Origin of the sequence: Sphingopyxis panaciterrulae (assembly GCF_014199295.1) — a bacterium.
GTDB lineage: Bacteria > Pseudomonadota > Alphaproteobacteria > Sphingomonadales > Sphingomonadaceae > Sphingopyxis > Sphingopyxis panaciterrulae.
This window is the reverse complement of the sequence record NZ_JACIJH010000001.1, coordinates 158,826-173,690: the sequence shown is the minus strand read 5'-3', so window position 1 is coordinate 173,690 and position 14,865 is coordinate 158,826. Positions and strand designations below refer to the sequence as shown.

General features: G+C 66.9%; 15 protein-coding genes. 9 read left to right on the top strand and 6 right to left on the bottom strand.

Annotated features, from left to right (window positions below; all coding sequences use genetic code 11):
- Positions 1-8: 8 nt before the first annotated feature.
- Genes FHR21_RS00935 through FHR21_RS00920 form a run of 4 tightly spaced genes read right to left on the bottom strand, consistent with a single transcriptional unit; the run spans position 9 to position 4,584 of the window.
- Positions 9-698 (bottom strand): helix-turn-helix domain-containing protein, encoded by a 690-nt coding sequence (locus tag FHR21_RS00935; RefSeq protein WP_184095512.1) that lies wholly within the window; start codon positions 696-698, stop codon positions 9-11.
- Positions 699-754: 56 nt separating this feature from the next.
- Entirely contained in the window at positions 755-1,975 is a 1,221-nt protein-coding gene (locus tag FHR21_RS00930) for an NnrS family protein (protein ID WP_184094386.1), read from the bottom strand.
- Complete coding sequence (locus FHR21_RS00925; RefSeq protein ID WP_184094384.1) at positions 1,972-4,221, bottom strand: cbb3-type cytochrome c oxidase subunit I; 2,250 nt, start codon at positions 4,219-4,221, stop codon at positions 1,972-1,974. Before FHR21_RS00925 ends, FHR21_RS00930 begins: the two co-directional genes overlap by 4 nt.
- A gap of 30 nt (positions 4,222-4,251) precedes the next feature.
- The gene (locus FHR21_RS00920; RefSeq protein WP_184094382.1) at positions 4,252-4,584 is read right to left on the bottom strand and encodes a cupin domain-containing protein; all 333 of its coding nucleotides are present in this window, start codon (positions 4,582-4,584) and stop codon (positions 4,252-4,254) included.
- 264 nt (positions 4,585-4,848) lie between these two features.
- Between FHR21_RS00920 and FHR21_RS00915 the strand changes: the two genes are divergently transcribed.
- From FHR21_RS00915 to FHR21_RS00900, 4 genes are all read left to right on the top strand, one after another.
- Positions 4,849-5,550 carry a Crp/Fnr family transcriptional regulator gene (locus tag FHR21_RS00915; protein WP_184094380.1) on the top strand — a complete coding sequence of 234 codons (702 nt, stop codon included), beginning with the start codon at positions 4,849-4,851 and terminating at the stop codon, positions 5,548-5,550.
- A gap of 377 nt (positions 5,551-5,927) precedes the next feature.
- The gene (locus FHR21_RS00910) at positions 5,928-6,638 is read left to right on the top strand and encodes a hypothetical protein (protein WP_184094378.1); all 711 of its coding nucleotides are present in this window, start codon (positions 5,928-5,930) and stop codon (positions 6,636-6,638) included.
- Between the two features lie 22 nt (positions 6,639-6,660).
- Positions 6,661-7,626: a TPM domain-containing protein gene (locus FHR21_RS00905; RefSeq protein WP_184094376.1), complete on the top strand. Its 966-nt coding sequence runs from the start codon at positions 6,661-6,663 to the stop codon at positions 7,624-7,626.
- Positions 7,623-8,519, top strand: a complete 897-nt coding sequence (locus FHR21_RS00900) for a hypothetical protein (RefSeq protein WP_184094374.1) — start codon at positions 7,623-7,625, stop codon at positions 8,517-8,519. Before FHR21_RS00905 ends, FHR21_RS00900 begins: the two co-directional genes overlap by 4 nt.
- On the opposite strand, the gene FHR21_RS00895 is transcribed toward FHR21_RS00900, so the two are convergent.
- On the bottom strand, positions 8,516-9,481 hold the full coding sequence (locus FHR21_RS00895) for an AraC family transcriptional regulator (protein ID WP_184094372.1): 966 nt from the start codon (positions 9,479-9,481) through the stop codon (positions 8,516-8,518). The two genes, FHR21_RS00900 and FHR21_RS00895, sit on opposite strands and share 4 nt — an antisense overlap.
- Before the next feature lie 348 nt (positions 9,482-9,829).
- On the opposite strand from FHR21_RS00895, the gene FHR21_RS00890 reads away from it, so the two are divergent.
- The 3 genes from FHR21_RS00890 to FHR21_RS00880 all read left to right on the top strand — a co-directional run bounded on the left by FHR21_RS00890 (position 9,830) and on the right by FHR21_RS00880 (position 12,164).
- Complete coding sequence (locus tag FHR21_RS00890) at positions 9,830-10,174, top strand: hypothetical protein (RefSeq protein ID WP_184094371.1); 345 nt, start codon at positions 9,830-9,832, stop codon at positions 10,172-10,174.
- A 43-nt stretch (positions 10,175-10,217) separates the two neighbouring features.
- The gene (locus FHR21_RS00885; RefSeq protein ID WP_184094369.1) at positions 10,218-11,462 is read left to right on the top strand and encodes a lysozyme inhibitor LprI family protein; all 1,245 of its coding nucleotides are present in this window, start codon (positions 10,218-10,220) and stop codon (positions 11,460-11,462) included.
- Between the two features lie 177 nt (positions 11,463-11,639).
- Positions 11,640-12,164 (top strand): SHOCT domain-containing protein, encoded by a 525-nt coding sequence (locus tag FHR21_RS00880; RefSeq protein ID WP_184094367.1) that lies wholly within the window; start codon positions 11,640-11,642, stop codon positions 12,162-12,164.
- Between the two features lie 189 nt (positions 12,165-12,353).
- On the opposite strand, the gene FHR21_RS21150 is transcribed toward FHR21_RS00880, so the two are convergent.
- A complete protein-coding gene (locus tag FHR21_RS21150) occupies positions 12,354-13,025 on the bottom strand; it encodes a response regulator (RefSeq protein WP_184094365.1) in 672 nt (223 codons plus the stop codon).
- A 262-nt stretch (positions 13,026-13,287) separates the two neighbouring features.
- Between FHR21_RS21150 and FHR21_RS00870 the strand changes: the two genes are divergently transcribed.
- Both FHR21_RS00870 and FHR21_RS00865 read left to right on the top strand, forming a co-directional pair.
- Positions 13,288-13,743: a curli assembly protein CsgF gene (locus FHR21_RS00870; protein WP_184094363.1), complete on the top strand. Its 456-nt coding sequence runs from the start codon at positions 13,288-13,290 to the stop codon at positions 13,741-13,743.
- Positions 13,740-14,822 carry a CsgG/HfaB family protein gene (locus FHR21_RS00865; protein ID WP_184094361.1) on the top strand — a complete coding sequence of 361 codons (1,083 nt, stop codon included), beginning with the start codon at positions 13,740-13,742 and terminating at the stop codon, positions 14,820-14,822. Before FHR21_RS00870 ends, FHR21_RS00865 begins: the two co-directional genes overlap by 4 nt.
- Positions 14,823-14,865: the final 43 nt, after the last annotated feature.

Here is a 14,865-nt window from a genome sequence, read left to right as displayed (position 1 = left end):
GCGACGCCTCAGCCCGCGATCGCCTCCATCGCGGCGCGGTCGTGGATCACGATCTCGCGGCGCGAGGGCAGGTCGAGCAGGCCCTCGGCGCGCATCCGGGTGAGCTGGCGGCTCGTCGTCTCGATCGTCAGCCCCAATATGTCGGCGATCTGCTGGCGTCCGAAGGGCAGCTCGAACCCGCTCTGCGTTCCCGCCCCGCATCCCTGCCCCGACAGGCGCTCGGACATTTCGAGCAGGAAGGAGGCGACCTTCTCCTCCGCCGACTTGCGGCCGAGCAGCATCATCCAGTGTCGCGCCCGATCGAGCTCGTCGAGGGTGCGGCGCAGCAGCTTGTGCTGCAGATCGGGGTGTGCGCTCGCGAAATCGTCGAAGCTTTTGCGGTTGAAGATGCAGACCTCGGCATCGGTCATCGCGGTCACGCTGTAGGGGCTTTCCTTGCCGAACGGGCGGCCGATGAAATCGGACGGAAAGACGACGCCGACGATCTGCTCGCGCCCGTCGGCGGCCGCGACGACCAGCTTCAGCACGCCCTCCAGCACATTGGCGACGACCGGGGCGTCATCGCCCTCCCACAGCAGGGTATGGCCCGCCTTGACGCGATGATTCCGTCCGAGTTTGCCGAGCAGCGCCAGTTCGTCGGCATCGAGGCTTGCGCAGATCGCCCGGTTACGGACGACGCAGGAGGCACAGTCGGTCACCCCTCCGCCATAATCGACTGCGGCGTCCGTGGGAAGGGCGACGATGATTGCGGCGGTCATGCGGCGCGCACGCCGGGCGCCGGCCGTACCGCCATCGGGACATAGACCAGCAGGAACAGCAGGAACGCCGCCGCCCACAGTCCGCCAGCCACCGCGATGACCGCCATATAATCGAACGGCAGCAGCGGCGCGATCACGCGCAGCAGCGCGCCCGAATGGACGAAGATATAAATGAGGACGGTGGCACGGTCGGCCTCGAGCGGCCGGCCGGTATGGCCGCGCGTCGCGCGCGTCATCACCGCCAGCGTCATCGCGCCCATCGCCCCGGCGCCCAGCGCGTGCACCGCGCTCGACACCGGCAGCAGCGGATGCAGTGTCGCGCAGCCGAGCAGGATCAGCCCCGCCGGCAGCCAGGCGTAGGACAGGTGGAGGACGAAGACGAGCGGATCGCCGAGCGCCTTCAGCCCCGCCCAGCGCGCGAGGCGAACGAGCTGGAGGCCGCCCGCGACGATCAGCAGCCCGGCCGCGACCGGCCTCGCGGGACCGGCAATCCACGCCGCGAGCGCCAACGCCGTCATCCCGATCACTGCCATGTCGAATCGGTTGGGCAAAGTCGGCAGCCCTTCGCTGCTTCCCCGCCGCATCAGCCAGTTGCGGGTGAAGGCAGGGGTGATGCGGCCGCCGATCAGCGAGATCAGCAGCAGGATCAACGCGAAGCCCATATGCACGCCAAGCGCCGGGTCGGCGAGCGCGCCCATCATCGCGGCATGGTCGAGCGCGCAGGCGGCGGCGAACAGGAAGAGGATAATCAGGATCGGCTTGTTGCGATTGCCCGACGCGAAAATCTCGCGCGCCGCATAGGCGAGCAGGATCAGCAGATAGAGGGTGTCGAGCGTCGCGCCGACCAGCGGCGGCACCGTTGCCGAAAACAGGACCGCCAGCCGCGCCGCCAGCCACAGGCCGACGACCGCCGCGACCCGCCAGCCCGTCACCGTCGGCCGCCCGGTCCAGTTGGGCATGGCGGCGCTGACGAAACCGCCGATGATCGCGCCGAGATAGCCGAACAGCATTTCGTGCTGGTGCCAGGCGAGCGGGTCCATCGCGGTCGGCAGCGTCCAGCGCCCGTCGAGCGCGCCGACCCACAGGGTCACGACGCTGGCCGCCCACAGCGCGCCGCATCCGAACAGCACACGATAACCGCCGCGGAGCCACAGCGGTGACCGCGCATCGGCGCCAGGCGCGCCGGCGGACCCCATCATGCTTGCGCCCATGGTCATGCCCGCGCCCCCTTCCGCCACAGGCCGAGGATCACGACCTGCCACGCGACCGCGACCGCGCCGACGATGAACACCACGTCGCCGAAGGTGCGGACCCAGCGCAGCGTTTCGAGGAAGTCCTGCTGCAGGAATTCATCGCTGCGCGCATACCACATGCCGGTGGTCACGCTCGCCTCGAACTGGAACAGCCCGACCGGCAGCAGGCTGGTGAAGATCATCAGCACCAGCCCCGCGTTGAGCCCCCAGAAGCCGAGGCGCATCAGCCGCTCGTTGAACGCGATCTCCGGCCGGATATAGCGCAGCACCAGCAGCGTGAAGCCCAGCGCGAGGAAACCATAGACGCCGAACAGCGCCGCATGGGCATGGACCGCGGTGGTGTTGAGCCCCTGAAGGTAGAAGAGCGCGACCGGGGTGTTGATCATGAAGCCGAAGACCCCGGCGCCGAGCATGTTCCAGAAGGCGACCGCGACGAAGCACATCAAGGGCCAGCGCAGTGCACGCATCCACGGTGCCCGGTCGCGCAGGCTCCAATGCTCCCACGCCTCGTAGCCGAGCACGATCAGCGGCACGACCTCGAGCGCGCTGAACGCCGCACCGACCGCCATCACCGGGGTCGTGGTCCCCGAGAAATAGAGGTGGTGGAAGGTGCCCGGCACCCCGCCGACCATGAACAGCGAAGCCGAGGCGAGGCTGGCCGCGGTCGCGATCCGCTTCGACACCAGCCCCATCGACGCGAAGATGAAGGCGATGGCGGCGGTCGCGAACACCTCGAAAATGCCCTCGACCCACAGGTGGACGACCCACCAGCGCCAATATTCCATGATCGTGATATGGGTCCGCTCGCCATAGAAAAGGCCGGTCCCATAGAAGAGTCCGATCGCGATCGTCGAGACGGTGAGCAGCGCGAGCAGGTTCCGATCCCCCTCCCCGGTCCGCAGCGGCGGCACCATGCAGCGCAGCATCAGCACCAGCCAGAAGAGCAGCCCCGCGAACAGCGCGATCTGCCAGACGCGGCCGAGGTCGAGGAATTCATAGCCCTGATGCCCGAGCCAGAAGCCGAGCCCATCGGGCATCGCCTGCGCGATCGACAGATAATTGCCCACGAACGACCCGACGACGACCAGGATCAGCGCCCAGAACAACAGGTCGACCCCCAGCTTCTGATGCTTCGGATCGCTGCCGTGGATGACCGGCGCAAGAAACAGCCCGGCGGCGAGGAAAGCGGTCGCGATCCACAGCACCGCGCTTTGCACGTGCCAGGTGCGGGTCAGCGCATAAGGGAACCACTGCGACACATCGATGCCGTAGAAGCTCTGCCCCTCGATCGTGTAGTGCGCGGTGAAGCCGCCGATGAACACCTGGAAGATGAACAGCGCCAGCACCACGAACAGATATTTGCCGAGCGAGCGCTGCGACGGGGTCAGCGCCGCTAGCGTCAGCGGGTCCTTGTCCGCGGCGACGAGCGGCGTGTCGTCGTGGCGGCGCAGGAAGGCCCAGCCCCAGATCAGCGCCCCGACACCGGCGATCAGGATCACGACGCAGGCGAGCGACCAGAGGATATTCTCCGGCGTCGGCTGGTTGCCGATCAACGGTTCGGGCGGCCAGTTGTTGGTGTAAGTGGCGACGGTCCCCGGCCGCTCGGTCGACGCCGCCCAAGCGGTCCAGAAGAAGAAGTCGGTCAGCGCCGCGCGCTTCGCGGCGTCGGGCAGCGTCCCCTCCTTCATCGCATAATTGTCGCGCATCTCGCGCAGCGTGGGATCGCTGCCATAGAGCCGGTCGTAATGGGCGGCGGTCAGCGCGATCGCGCGGGCGCGGCGGTCCGACACGGTGACCACGCCCGTTTCGGGGTCGAGGCTGTTATGCCGATATTCCTGCTTCAACCGATGGTTCAGCGCCGCCTTCTGCTCGACGTCGAGGGTGTCGAACGGCTTGCCATAGCTCTCCGCAGCCGCGAGGCTCAGCCAGGCGGTCAGTTCGCGGTGCAGCCAGTCGGCCGACCAGTCGGGCGCCTGATAGGCGCCGTGCCCCCAGATCGAGCCGAGCTGCATCCCGCCGGTGCTCTGCCACGCCGCCTGCCCCGCCATGATGTCGCGCTTGGTCATCAGCACCTCGCCCGAGGCGGCGACGACCTGCGCCGGGATCGGCGGCGCCTTGCGATAGACCTCGACCCCCGAGATGCCGAGGATGGCGAAGGTCACCGTCAGGACCGCGATCAACGTCCACCAGAGCTTGCGATATTCGCCCACTTGAACCCCCTGTCGTCTCGAAAAATCCCGTCAGCCTGCCGCGCTTTCGTCGAACAGGATCGTCAGCAGCAGCGACGTGTCCGCGACCGCCTCGACCGCATGCGGCGTTCCCGGGTCCAGGAACAGCCAGTCGCCGGCCCGCAGCTCGGCGGGCGCATCGCCGCCCAGCCGCGCATGCCCCGCGATGCAGTAAAGCGTCATCGACCCCGCGACGTGGTGCGGAGCGATCGAATCGCCGGCGCGCACCACCAGATGGACCGCCTCGAACGACGGGGTGCGGGCCAGCGCCGCCGTCGCGGTCGCCGGATCGTCGAGCGCGCCCAGGCGCGCCACCTCGCCGGAGCGGCAATGATGCAGCGCCATGCTTAGGTCTCCCGAAGCCGCGCGCGGCGGACGAGAGCGCGGAGCCATCGGCCAAAGACTTTCGTCATGCTGTCGCCACCGGCATGGCGCGCGCGCCGCGCGTCGAGCGGTCCCGATCCGATCACTTCGCCGCATTCCGGGCAGAACATGGTCCATCCTCCACGCGTTGGCCTTCTGCCCGCAAGGATAGCAGAGTCGCCGGCAATGAATTTGCGCTGGATCAAACTTCTCCCTTTCCGGCCCGGCCGGGCCTAGAAGGCGGACATGACCGCCCTGACCCCCGTCGATGCGAAGGCGCTCGCCGATATCGCCCTGTTCGCGGCGCTGCCGCCCGCCGTGCTCGAAGAAGCGGCAGCGATGGCCCGCACGCGACCGCTTCCCCGCGGCCTGCGGATTTTCGACCAGGGCGAGCCCGCCGGCCGCGCCCACGCGCTGCTGTCGGGCGGCGTGCGCATCACCCAGGCGGGCAGCGACGGCGAGGAGATTCTCGTCCGCCTCATCGGCTCCGGCGAGATCTTCGGCTGCGTGCCCGTCCTGACCGATGGCCTCTATCCCGCCGACGCGACCGCGATCGTCGATGCGGTCGAGCTGAGCTGGGACCCCGCCGACCTGCTCGCGCTGATGCAACGCCATTCGCGGATCGCGATCAATATGGTCGCCATCGTCGGCAAGCGGCTCGGCGAAGCGCAGGAACGGCTGCGCGAACTGGCGACGCAAAGCGCCGACCGCCGCATCGCGCGCACGCTGCTCCGGCTGCTCGACCAGGCGGGATGCCGAACCGGCGACGGCCTGCGGATCGACTTTCCGCTACGCCGCAAGGATATCGCCGACATCGCGGGCACCACGCTCCACACCGCCAGCCGAATCCTCGCCGCCTGGCAACGGGACGGCCTGCTGATCAGCCGGAACCGGCATCTGGTCATCGCGTCGCCCGAAGCCATGGACCGGATCGCCGAGGGCAACTGACACCGCCGGCTGCATCACCTTTCCGGAAAGAGCCCGCGCTTCGCGGACCAAAAGGCAGAGTGGAGCGGAAAGAGATAGGCCGGCGCGTCGATGCCCGGAAGACGTAGGCGAGCCGGATCGAATCCAGCGCGGCGTGCACCTCCTGCTGCTCGACCGCATGCCAGCCGGGAGGTCGAAAATCGGACCTTCGGCGGCATAGCCCCACCGCGCCGTTCATCATGGAGCATCATCGCGGACGGGAAGAACCCCATGCGAACACAGCGGCATTATCGATTGGCTACATTTCGCATAGTGCCGGAAAATCCGATGCCTGTTCCGCGTGGTCCGCGACACGGTCCGATCCGGCGTCCATGATCGGCGGCAGCAAGGACGGACTTTTGCCGGGGGGAATCGAGATGCATGGCGAGCCACACCGAACGACGACATGGCGGAGCGCGGCGCTGGGCGTCGCGGCTTGCGCGAGCCTGATCCTCTCCGGCTGCGGCAGTGCGGCGCCCGAGGTCACGCTCCCCGCCGACCGGGCGGAAAGCGCCGGGCTCTGCTATGGCGCCACCATGGCCCTGACGCAGGAAAAGGTCGGCAAGGGTTCCGTCCCGCTCGATGCCGCGAGCCACGCGCTGCATTTCGCGCTGCTCGCCGGGACGGACGGCGACCTCGACGACCCGGCCAAGGTTGTCGGCAAGATCGAGCGCATCGGCACGCACGACAAGGGATTGCAGGACAAACTCTTCGCTGACAAGAATGCCGCCAGCTACACCGCTCCCTGCGCCAAGGCGTTCCCCGAGACGCAGGTGAATGCGTTCAAGGGCCTGCCGCCCGATACGCGCGACACGCGCACCCAATGCTATGTGCTGTCGACCGTGCTGCTTCAGATCTTCGCGCAAAGCGAGATCGCGCCCGATCCCCGCGCCGCGACTTGGGTCAAGCTCAATGGCCATCTCGAACAACTGTCGAACAGCGAAGTCTATCCGGCGGAGGACGACGACCACATCGGCGAGATCGCGATGCGGGCGCTGGCCAAAGCGGTGCGGCTGGGGCCGCCGGTCAACGTGATGAAGGCATGCGGCGACCGTTATCTGAAGGATTGAGGCGCGCGGACGAGGCGCGGCCATGACCTATACGACGGTCTATGACATCGCGAACGATAGCGTCGGCTTGCAGTTTCCGCTGATTGGGCTGGCACTCATCATCGTCGGCGCGGCGATGAAATGGGGGTTCGGGAAACCGGGCTGGACCAGCTATCCGCCCATCGGCTTCGGCCTGTTCCTGATCCTGGCTACGGGCGCCGTGCCGTGGTGGGACCAGCACCGCGTCGCCCAGGTCGTGGCGCGGGGCGGGGCGCAGCAGGTCGAAGGGCCGATCCATGATTGGCGCCTGACGCGCGTAAGGGGCAAGCGCCGAAGCACGGGCAGCTATTCCTACAGCCATTACGAATATTTTTCCGTCGGCCCCGTCGCCTTCCGCATCAATTGGGACGCGCTGGAAGCGGGCTTCGCCAATCGCGGCAGCACCGAGGAGAAACCAGCGGTCCGGCTGGCGAACGGGATGGCCGCGCGCATCTGGTATGTGCCGATCGACGGCCCCGGCAAGCCGCCGCGCGTCGTCCGTATCGACCTGGGCGCCAGCAGTCCCGCCGATGCCGTGCGGCAAGGCGAAGGCGGAGTTGCCTTCCGCATCGTGCAGGGGCGCATCGCCGACGAAGCGAACATCCTGCCCGCCGACAGCAAGGCGCAGCTCGATGCCGTATTGACGGCCTTCGACCAGCGAAGCGGACACCCGCTGGTCATCGTCACCACGCCCTCGCTCGGCGGGCTCGACATCGCCCGCTTTGCCGCGGCAATCGCCGACCGCCGCGGCATGGCGGACAGCGGCATCCTGTTGCTCGTTGCGCCGAACGAAGGGCAGGCGCGGATCATGGTCGGGCGCGAGTTGTCGGACCGCCTGCCCGACGACGACGCGCAGGCCATCATGGACCGCGTGATCCTGCCCCGCTTCCGGCGCGGCGACATCCCCGGCGGAATCGAGGCGGGCGCGGTCGTCATCACTGGCCGGGTGACGGGCGAGGAGGCGCGATGAGCCGGTTGTCGAACCCGCCGGTGCTCGGCGCCGCGCTCGTGCTGCTGCTCGCGGGCGCGGGCGCGCTCGGCTGGGTATGGCTGCGCGACGGCCGGGTCACGCCGATCGGGATCGCTTGCGCCTTGCTGCCGTTCGTCCTGCTGCTGTGGAGCGTGTCCGGCGGTGCGGGCGATCGGTCGCAGACCGGGATCACCGCATGGGCCGCCACTATGTTCGGGGCGCTCGTCCCCGCCGTCTATGCGATGCAGAGCGGCCCCGATAACTGGTTCGCGCAATGGCGGTTCATGCTCGGCTTCGGCGGGGCCTATGTCGCGGTCCTGATTCCATTCCTGATGTGGCTGGCGGCGTGGACCGCGTCGGTCCCGCCCGCGCCGGGCGCCATGCCGGTTCCCGAGTACCGGCTGAAGCAGCGAATCAGGTCGCTGGCCGCTGCCGGACTCGATGTGCGGATCGAGACGCCGCCGGGCCAGCCCGACCGGCTGCTCGTCGCTCGCGATTTTCGCGGCGGCAGGCGGTCGATCGGGATGCGGCTGACCTTCGTGTCCGGGAGTCCCGGGGGCCATTGCGTGCTGGCGCGCGAGGTGTCGCTGATCCGCGGCGACAAGCCAATGAACGCAAGCGAGGCGCGGATGAGCAGCAGCATCCGTTCGCGCGACGGCACCCATCCCGACGCCGATTTGATATACGACGCCAGCCTGACGGTGACATTGCCGAGCGATACCATCAGGCGACAGATCGCGCTGCACATCGCCGATGATCGCGTCGAGATCGCCGGAGACAAGGATGTGGCATCGGCTCCCGCCAATCTGGCGCATGTGTTGACCGAACTGGTCCACCAGTCGGGATGGGCCTGGCAAGGCGTGTTCGCCGACTGGCAGCGAGGCTGCCGCTAGGCGCCCCCGCCGCGTAAGTCCGACGGGGCCATCCCGAAGCGACGGCGGAAGGTGCGACTGAAATAAGAGAGGTCGCCGAAACCGCAGGCATAGGCAATCGCTGTGACGGTACGGCCCGTATCGCCCGGATGCAGCAGCAGGCGATGCGCCCGGTCGAGCCGCTGGCCGAGGACATAGGCCGAGAAGTTCGTTCCTTCTTCCTGAAACAGCCGCCGGACATAGCGGGGGCTGATCCCGCCGCGCTCCGCGACCCCGATGGCATCGAGATGCGGGTCGCATAACCGCGCCGCGATGTCGGCCTTGATCGCGGACAAGCGCGCCGCCTTCACGCCCGATTGTTCACCGACAGTCCCCCGTTCAGACTTCGAAGCAGCAATGGCACTGAACAGATCGCGGATATGGCCTGCCGAAAGCGCCGCTGTGGTGGTCGAGGCAGCGACGGCGCGTAGCCGCAGCATGTCGATGTAGCCGTGGAGCAGGCCCAGCAGGTCGCTTTGCCGGGGCACGACCCGCATCGCCAGATCATCCGCCCCCGAATAACGCGAGCGCAGATCGTCGAGCGCGATGGCGATATTGGTGAAGCGGCTTTGTTTCTGGCAGCTTATGATGCTGACTTCGCCGCCGCGCACGAAGATCGAATCGCCCGGCGCCAGAATATGCTCGCGACCGCCCTGCTTGATTTCCAGCGCCGCATCGGCGGTGATCAGATAGAGCATCTCCACCGGATCGGCGGCAATCAGGCTGCGGGTGCGCGCGACCCGCACCGGCGACGCGGAAACCGAGGCATAGGCGGCGCCCGGCAAAGCGCACAATGTTCCTTCGGCGTGAAAGGGCACATCCCTGGTCGGCTCTATCTCGAGCCGGACCATCGCCTGCCCGAACACCTCGCGCCACATCGGCAGGCGCTCGCGAATCGGAACCGAAGCGGTCGACAATTGCTGCGACAAGCCTGTCGAGTTCAAGCCTCACCCCCCATTCGCCGGCGGCCAACCGCCAGCGTCGATAATCCATCCTTATCCGGTGAATGCCGTCTGGTCCATCTCGCGTTCCCTCTGGTCCGAGACGAGCGCGCGCCGGCATGGCATCTGGCTCTGATCGCGGGAGCGGCGGCGTCAATAGCGACCCATCGGCGCATCCGTGGACGGCTCCAGAGGCAACGCGGCCCGAAAGGCTTCTCTCCACCTCTGCCCGGCCTCCCCGCCCGGCCTGTCCAAGTCCCTTGCGACTTGGACAGGCCATCGACCCGATCGAGCAGGAGCCGGGAATGCCAACCTCGAAAATCGACAGGATGCCTCTCCTGCTGGTCGCGCTTGTCCTGGCTGCGGCGGTCGGGCCGGGCCCTGGATCTTGATCCGCGTCATGACGGCATCGACACGGCCGACCTCTCGGTGACGGTGACGAACAAAAGCCGGCGCCGCGTCGAGCAGATCGCGCTGCGCGAGCCTGACGGTATCGAGCGCGATTCGGACGCCTTCGGCTATGACGGGCTGGCGCCGGGACGCCAGCGGACTTTCACCGTCGCTGGCGGGGCCGGAGTTTGCACTTATGAAATCTCCGTCCTCTTCGAGGAAAAGGACGAGGATTGCTGCAGCGATCCGCTCCCGATCGGTCAGCAGAACCTTTGCGACGATCCACGGATCATCATCCATGACTAGCAGATCGGCGCCTCGCCCTGGCGGCTTGCTTCTTTCCGCCGCCTTGGCGCTGTCAGGGGCCGCGTCCCCCTCGACCGCGCAGCCTGCACCGTCCGTCACCGTTCCCGCGAGCTTCGATTGCGGCAAGGCGACGCGTGCGGTCGATCGCTTCATCTGCGCCAACGCCGCCTTGCGCTGGCAGGACCTGGCCCTATCGCGGAGCTATCGCGCCGTGCTCGACAGCTTGACGGGCCCCGCGCGCGCGGCGCTGGTGGCACAGCAGCGCGACTGGGTAGGCGAGCGCGACCGCCGCTGCGCCGCCGACCGCAGCTTCGCCGAGTTGAACGATCCCGCGTCGTGGGTCCACGATCAGGCTTATGACTGCCTGATGGTCGTTTATCTCGACCGCCGCCAGACGCTCGGCGATCGCGCCGCCACCCCGATCGCGACGCGGGTCATCGGCGAAATCGACCTTGCCCCCATCGTCCGCGCGCGGCCCGAACTGGTCGAGGACGGGAACGTGCGGATCGCGGGGATGCGGCTGTCGCCCGACGACAGCCATGTCGCCATCCTGCTGCCCAGCCAGGAAATCGACTATCCCGATCAACTATGGCTGTATCGGGTCGCCGACCGCAAGCTGACGCCGGTGACGCCGCGCCCCGACGCAGCCGCGAAGCATTCCCCCGAAGCTGTGTCCGCGATTACCTCGCTGGCCTGGCGGGGCGGGACGCTGTTCGCCATCGCCTCGCTGTGGAACGACGGCAGCGACGGCTTGGATGGCCCACAGGCTTATTACGCCGCAACGATCGCGGTCGGCCGCCGGCTGCGCGACAAACCGGCGGAGGTGGAGGGGCAGTGGGAATCGGTGACGGGCGGCCTCGTGTACCGCGAGGACGAATTTCCCGACGACCTCGACGCCGTCCAGTCGCTGCGCGGCAACGAAGGCTGGCTGGTCTGGACGGCCAACCGCGGTCACGGCACCGTCGATCTGCATATCCGCACGCGAAAACCACTCGGCGCGCCCCATCTGGTTATATGGGGCGGGTGGGAACTGGCGCAATTCCTGTTCGATGATGCACGCTCGCGCCTGATCTATCCCGCCGATACCGGGATCGCGCAGTTCGACATGGCGACGCGCACCGAACGCCGGATTGCGGGTACCGGGCGCGAAGATCAGCCCTATGCCGTATCCGCCGACTCCGGCACGCTGATCTGGGCGACGCGCAACCGTTGCGGCGAGGAATATCTGGCTGTCCGGGAACCGGACGCGCCCGAACGCTTCTGCCTCGCCGCGATGACCGGGCAGTAGGCGATGGACGATTCGACGATATTCACCGTGGGCATGTTCCTGCTCCCTCTCCTGCTCGGGCCGGCCATCATACTGGTCCTGATTCTTGTCGGTCGCGCAGCCGCGCGCCGCGCCGCGCGGGGAGGCACCTCCGGCGGTCCGGTTCCGCCGGCCGCGCGGTGGGGGTGCGGATTATCCTTGCTGTTTGGCGTCTGCGCCTTTTGCGGCCTGATGGTCGCGACGGCGGGCGGGGCCGTCCACCCGCCGCTGGTGATGGTCGCCGTACCCTATGTCTGTGACGGGACCGTCGAAGCCCAGTCGCGCCATTATAGCTACAGGCCGGGACAGCGGGGCATCGCGCGCAATATCTACTGTATCGGCACGGACGGCGAGCGGCGCGATGTCACGCTACGCGCGGTCGGCGCGGCGACCATCTATTACACGCTGATCTGCTTTGCCGCGGCGCTGGTGCTGCTGGTTCTCGTCCGCTTGCTGAGGCCGCGCCGGACCGTCGGCGCTGATGCGCCAAGCCTCGCCGAATTGCGGCAAAGAATGGCCGAGAGGCTGCGTACCGACGCCGACATCGTGCGCCGTCCCGCCGCGCCGCCCGACACAGGCGGCGTAGAAGGCCGGCTGCGGCACCTGCAATCGCTGCGCGACGGCGGCCTGATCGACGAAGCGGAATATCGGGCCAAGCGCGCCGAGATATTGGGTAGCCTGTGACGCGCTGCCACGTCCGCCCGTGTCTTGCGATCCCGCTCTCGGCCGCGCTTGCGAGCTGCGGAGGATCGGGACATACGAAAGGCTATCACTACGGAGCGATCGGTCGCTCAGCCGCAACCATCTGTTTAAAAGCTCAACGTCCGGTTTCAGTCTTTGATCGGCGATCATGGCAACGATCAGTAACGGGCGCTATCCTGAAGCCGGAAGTCTCTCGGCGGGCATGGCGGGGCGGCGGAACCCGTCGTGAGGCGAATCGAAAAGACCTGCTCGAAAGACGATTTTCAATAGGCTGGCCAGATTCTCGCAATCGAGTTTATCCATTATATTTGCGCGATAAACTTCGACCGTTCTTGGACTGATGCCGAGTTGAAGTGCGATCATCTTGTTCTGCTGCCCATCTGTGATCGCCCTCAGCACCTGAAGCTCGCGCGGTGAAAGCCGATTCAATTGCTCCGCGGCATCGCTGCGGATGATCTCACCGACCGTCCGGTTCCGAAGAGCTTCGAACGCGTCGTCGACGGCGGCAATCAGCAGTTTGAGGTCGAGCGGCTTTTCGATGAGGGTCACGGCGCCCATCCGGAGCGTTGCGACGGCCGTCGATACGTCGGCCTGGCCCGATAGCATGATGGCGGCCAGCGGCACGCCGCGCGCACTCAGTTCCGCCTGAAGCTCGATCCCCGAGATTCCGGGCATCTTGCAATCGATCAACACGCAGGCCGGCTCATGCAACGGCGCGCCCGCCAGAAATGCAGCGGCGTCGGGCCACGCCGATACCCGATAGCCATATGGCCTCAGCACCATCCGCAAGGAACGTCGCACGGCTGTATCGTCGTCGACGATGTGTATAAGGTCGCTCTTCACGCCAATCCTCCCCTGTCGAGGACTTATTCAACGCGCGCGACCCACTCCCCAATTCTCGTTGCATTCGCTTCTGGTTAAACCCCAACCCGTGTGAGCACCATCCGTAATGATACGGGTAGGCGACTCGGCGGCATCCCCATAGCATTCCATTCATGCCACGTGCCGCCTGCGGCCGTGACCGCTTTGCCGTTCCCGCCTCGCAGGGTTCGTGCGGCATAGCCAAAAACGGGACGCACGAAATCGATAGAGCAAGGAGGGTGTGATGGCTCCATCACGCAGGCGATGCCTCGCGCCGATCATATTGGGCGTGGCAATCATCGGGCCGTTCGGTCCTGCAACGGCGCAGGACATCGTCTATACGCCCAGCAATCCGTCCTTCGGAGGCAATCCGTTCAACTCGGCCCATTTGCTCGGCGTCGCATCGGCCCAGAACAAATATCGGGATCCGAACGCGACGACGTCGACCGACCCGGCGCAGCAATTCCTGCGGACCTTGCAAAGCCGGCTGCTCTCGTCACTGGCGACCCAGATTACCGATCTGATTTTCGGGGAGAATGCGCAGGACAGTGGTCTGATCCAATTCGGCGATCAGGAAATATCCTTTGTCCGGGGCATCGATTCGGTGACCCTGACGATTACCAACCACGCCGACGGCAGCGTCACCGAAATCGTCATCCCGCTTCTGCAAAGCGACGACGGATCGGAGCCCGGCCTGTGAAAAAGGCGCACGGCCCGTTGCTCGCGATCATCGCCGCGGCGCTGTTGCCGGCCGGATGTGCCGTGAACAATGGCGCGTCCTGGTCGGAAGCGCGCCCCGTACTTCCGACACCGGCGACACGCAGCCTGCAGAGCCTTCCCGCACCGGGCGACAGCATTTCGGTCGCCGTGTATAATTTTTCGGACCAGACGGGGCAGTTCAAGCCGACCGACGGCGTCCAGACCCTGTCGCGCGCGGTCACGCAGGGCGCGACCTCTATCCTCGTCAAGGCCTTGCAGGAATCAGGACAGGGGCGCTGGTTCAAGGTGATCGAGCGCGAGCGGCTCGACAATTTGCTCCGCGAACGCGCGGTCATCCGCGAGATGCGCGCCGCCTATCTGGGCGAGACGAAGCTCAACCGCCAGGCGCTGCCGCCGCTGCTTTTTGCGGGCGTGATCCTCGAGGGCGGGATCATCGGCTATGATACGAACACCAAGACCGGCGGCGTCGGGGCGCGATTCCTGGGGATCGGCGGCAGCACCAAATATCGCGAGGACACCGTCACCGTCTATCTTCGCGCCGTCAGCGTGAAGACGGGCGAGGTGCTGCTTACCGTCAGCGTTCGCAAGTCGATCGCATCGATCGGGCTCAGCGCCGACGCCTTCCGCTATGTCGCATTCAAGGAACTGCTCGAAGTCGAGGCGGGGATCGCGACCAACGAACCCGACGCGCTCGCCCTGCAGCAGGCGATCGAGGCGGCTGTCTACGGTCTCGTGATCGAGGGCGCCAGCCGCGACCTCTGGTGCCTGTCGACGCAGCCCGATTACAGCGAGAATCTGCTCCGCCAATATTTCGCGCGGCGCGACAATATGGACGCCGCGGCGGTCGAACTCGCCAGGCGCGTCGACGGCAGCACCATCACGGGAGCCTGCACCGCAGGCTATACCCAGATGCATGTGCCCGCACGGCCGGCGCGGCCCGCGCAGCTTTCGGCACGCCCCGCTCCGCCGCAACCGGCGCCGGCAAAGCAACCGGATGATCGGCCACAGCCGGAAGGCTCGGCTCTGCCGGCGCCCGCACGACCGAATGAAGGAGGATAGCAGAACAGGCCCGGATACCGGGCGAGAGATGCGGACCCGTCGA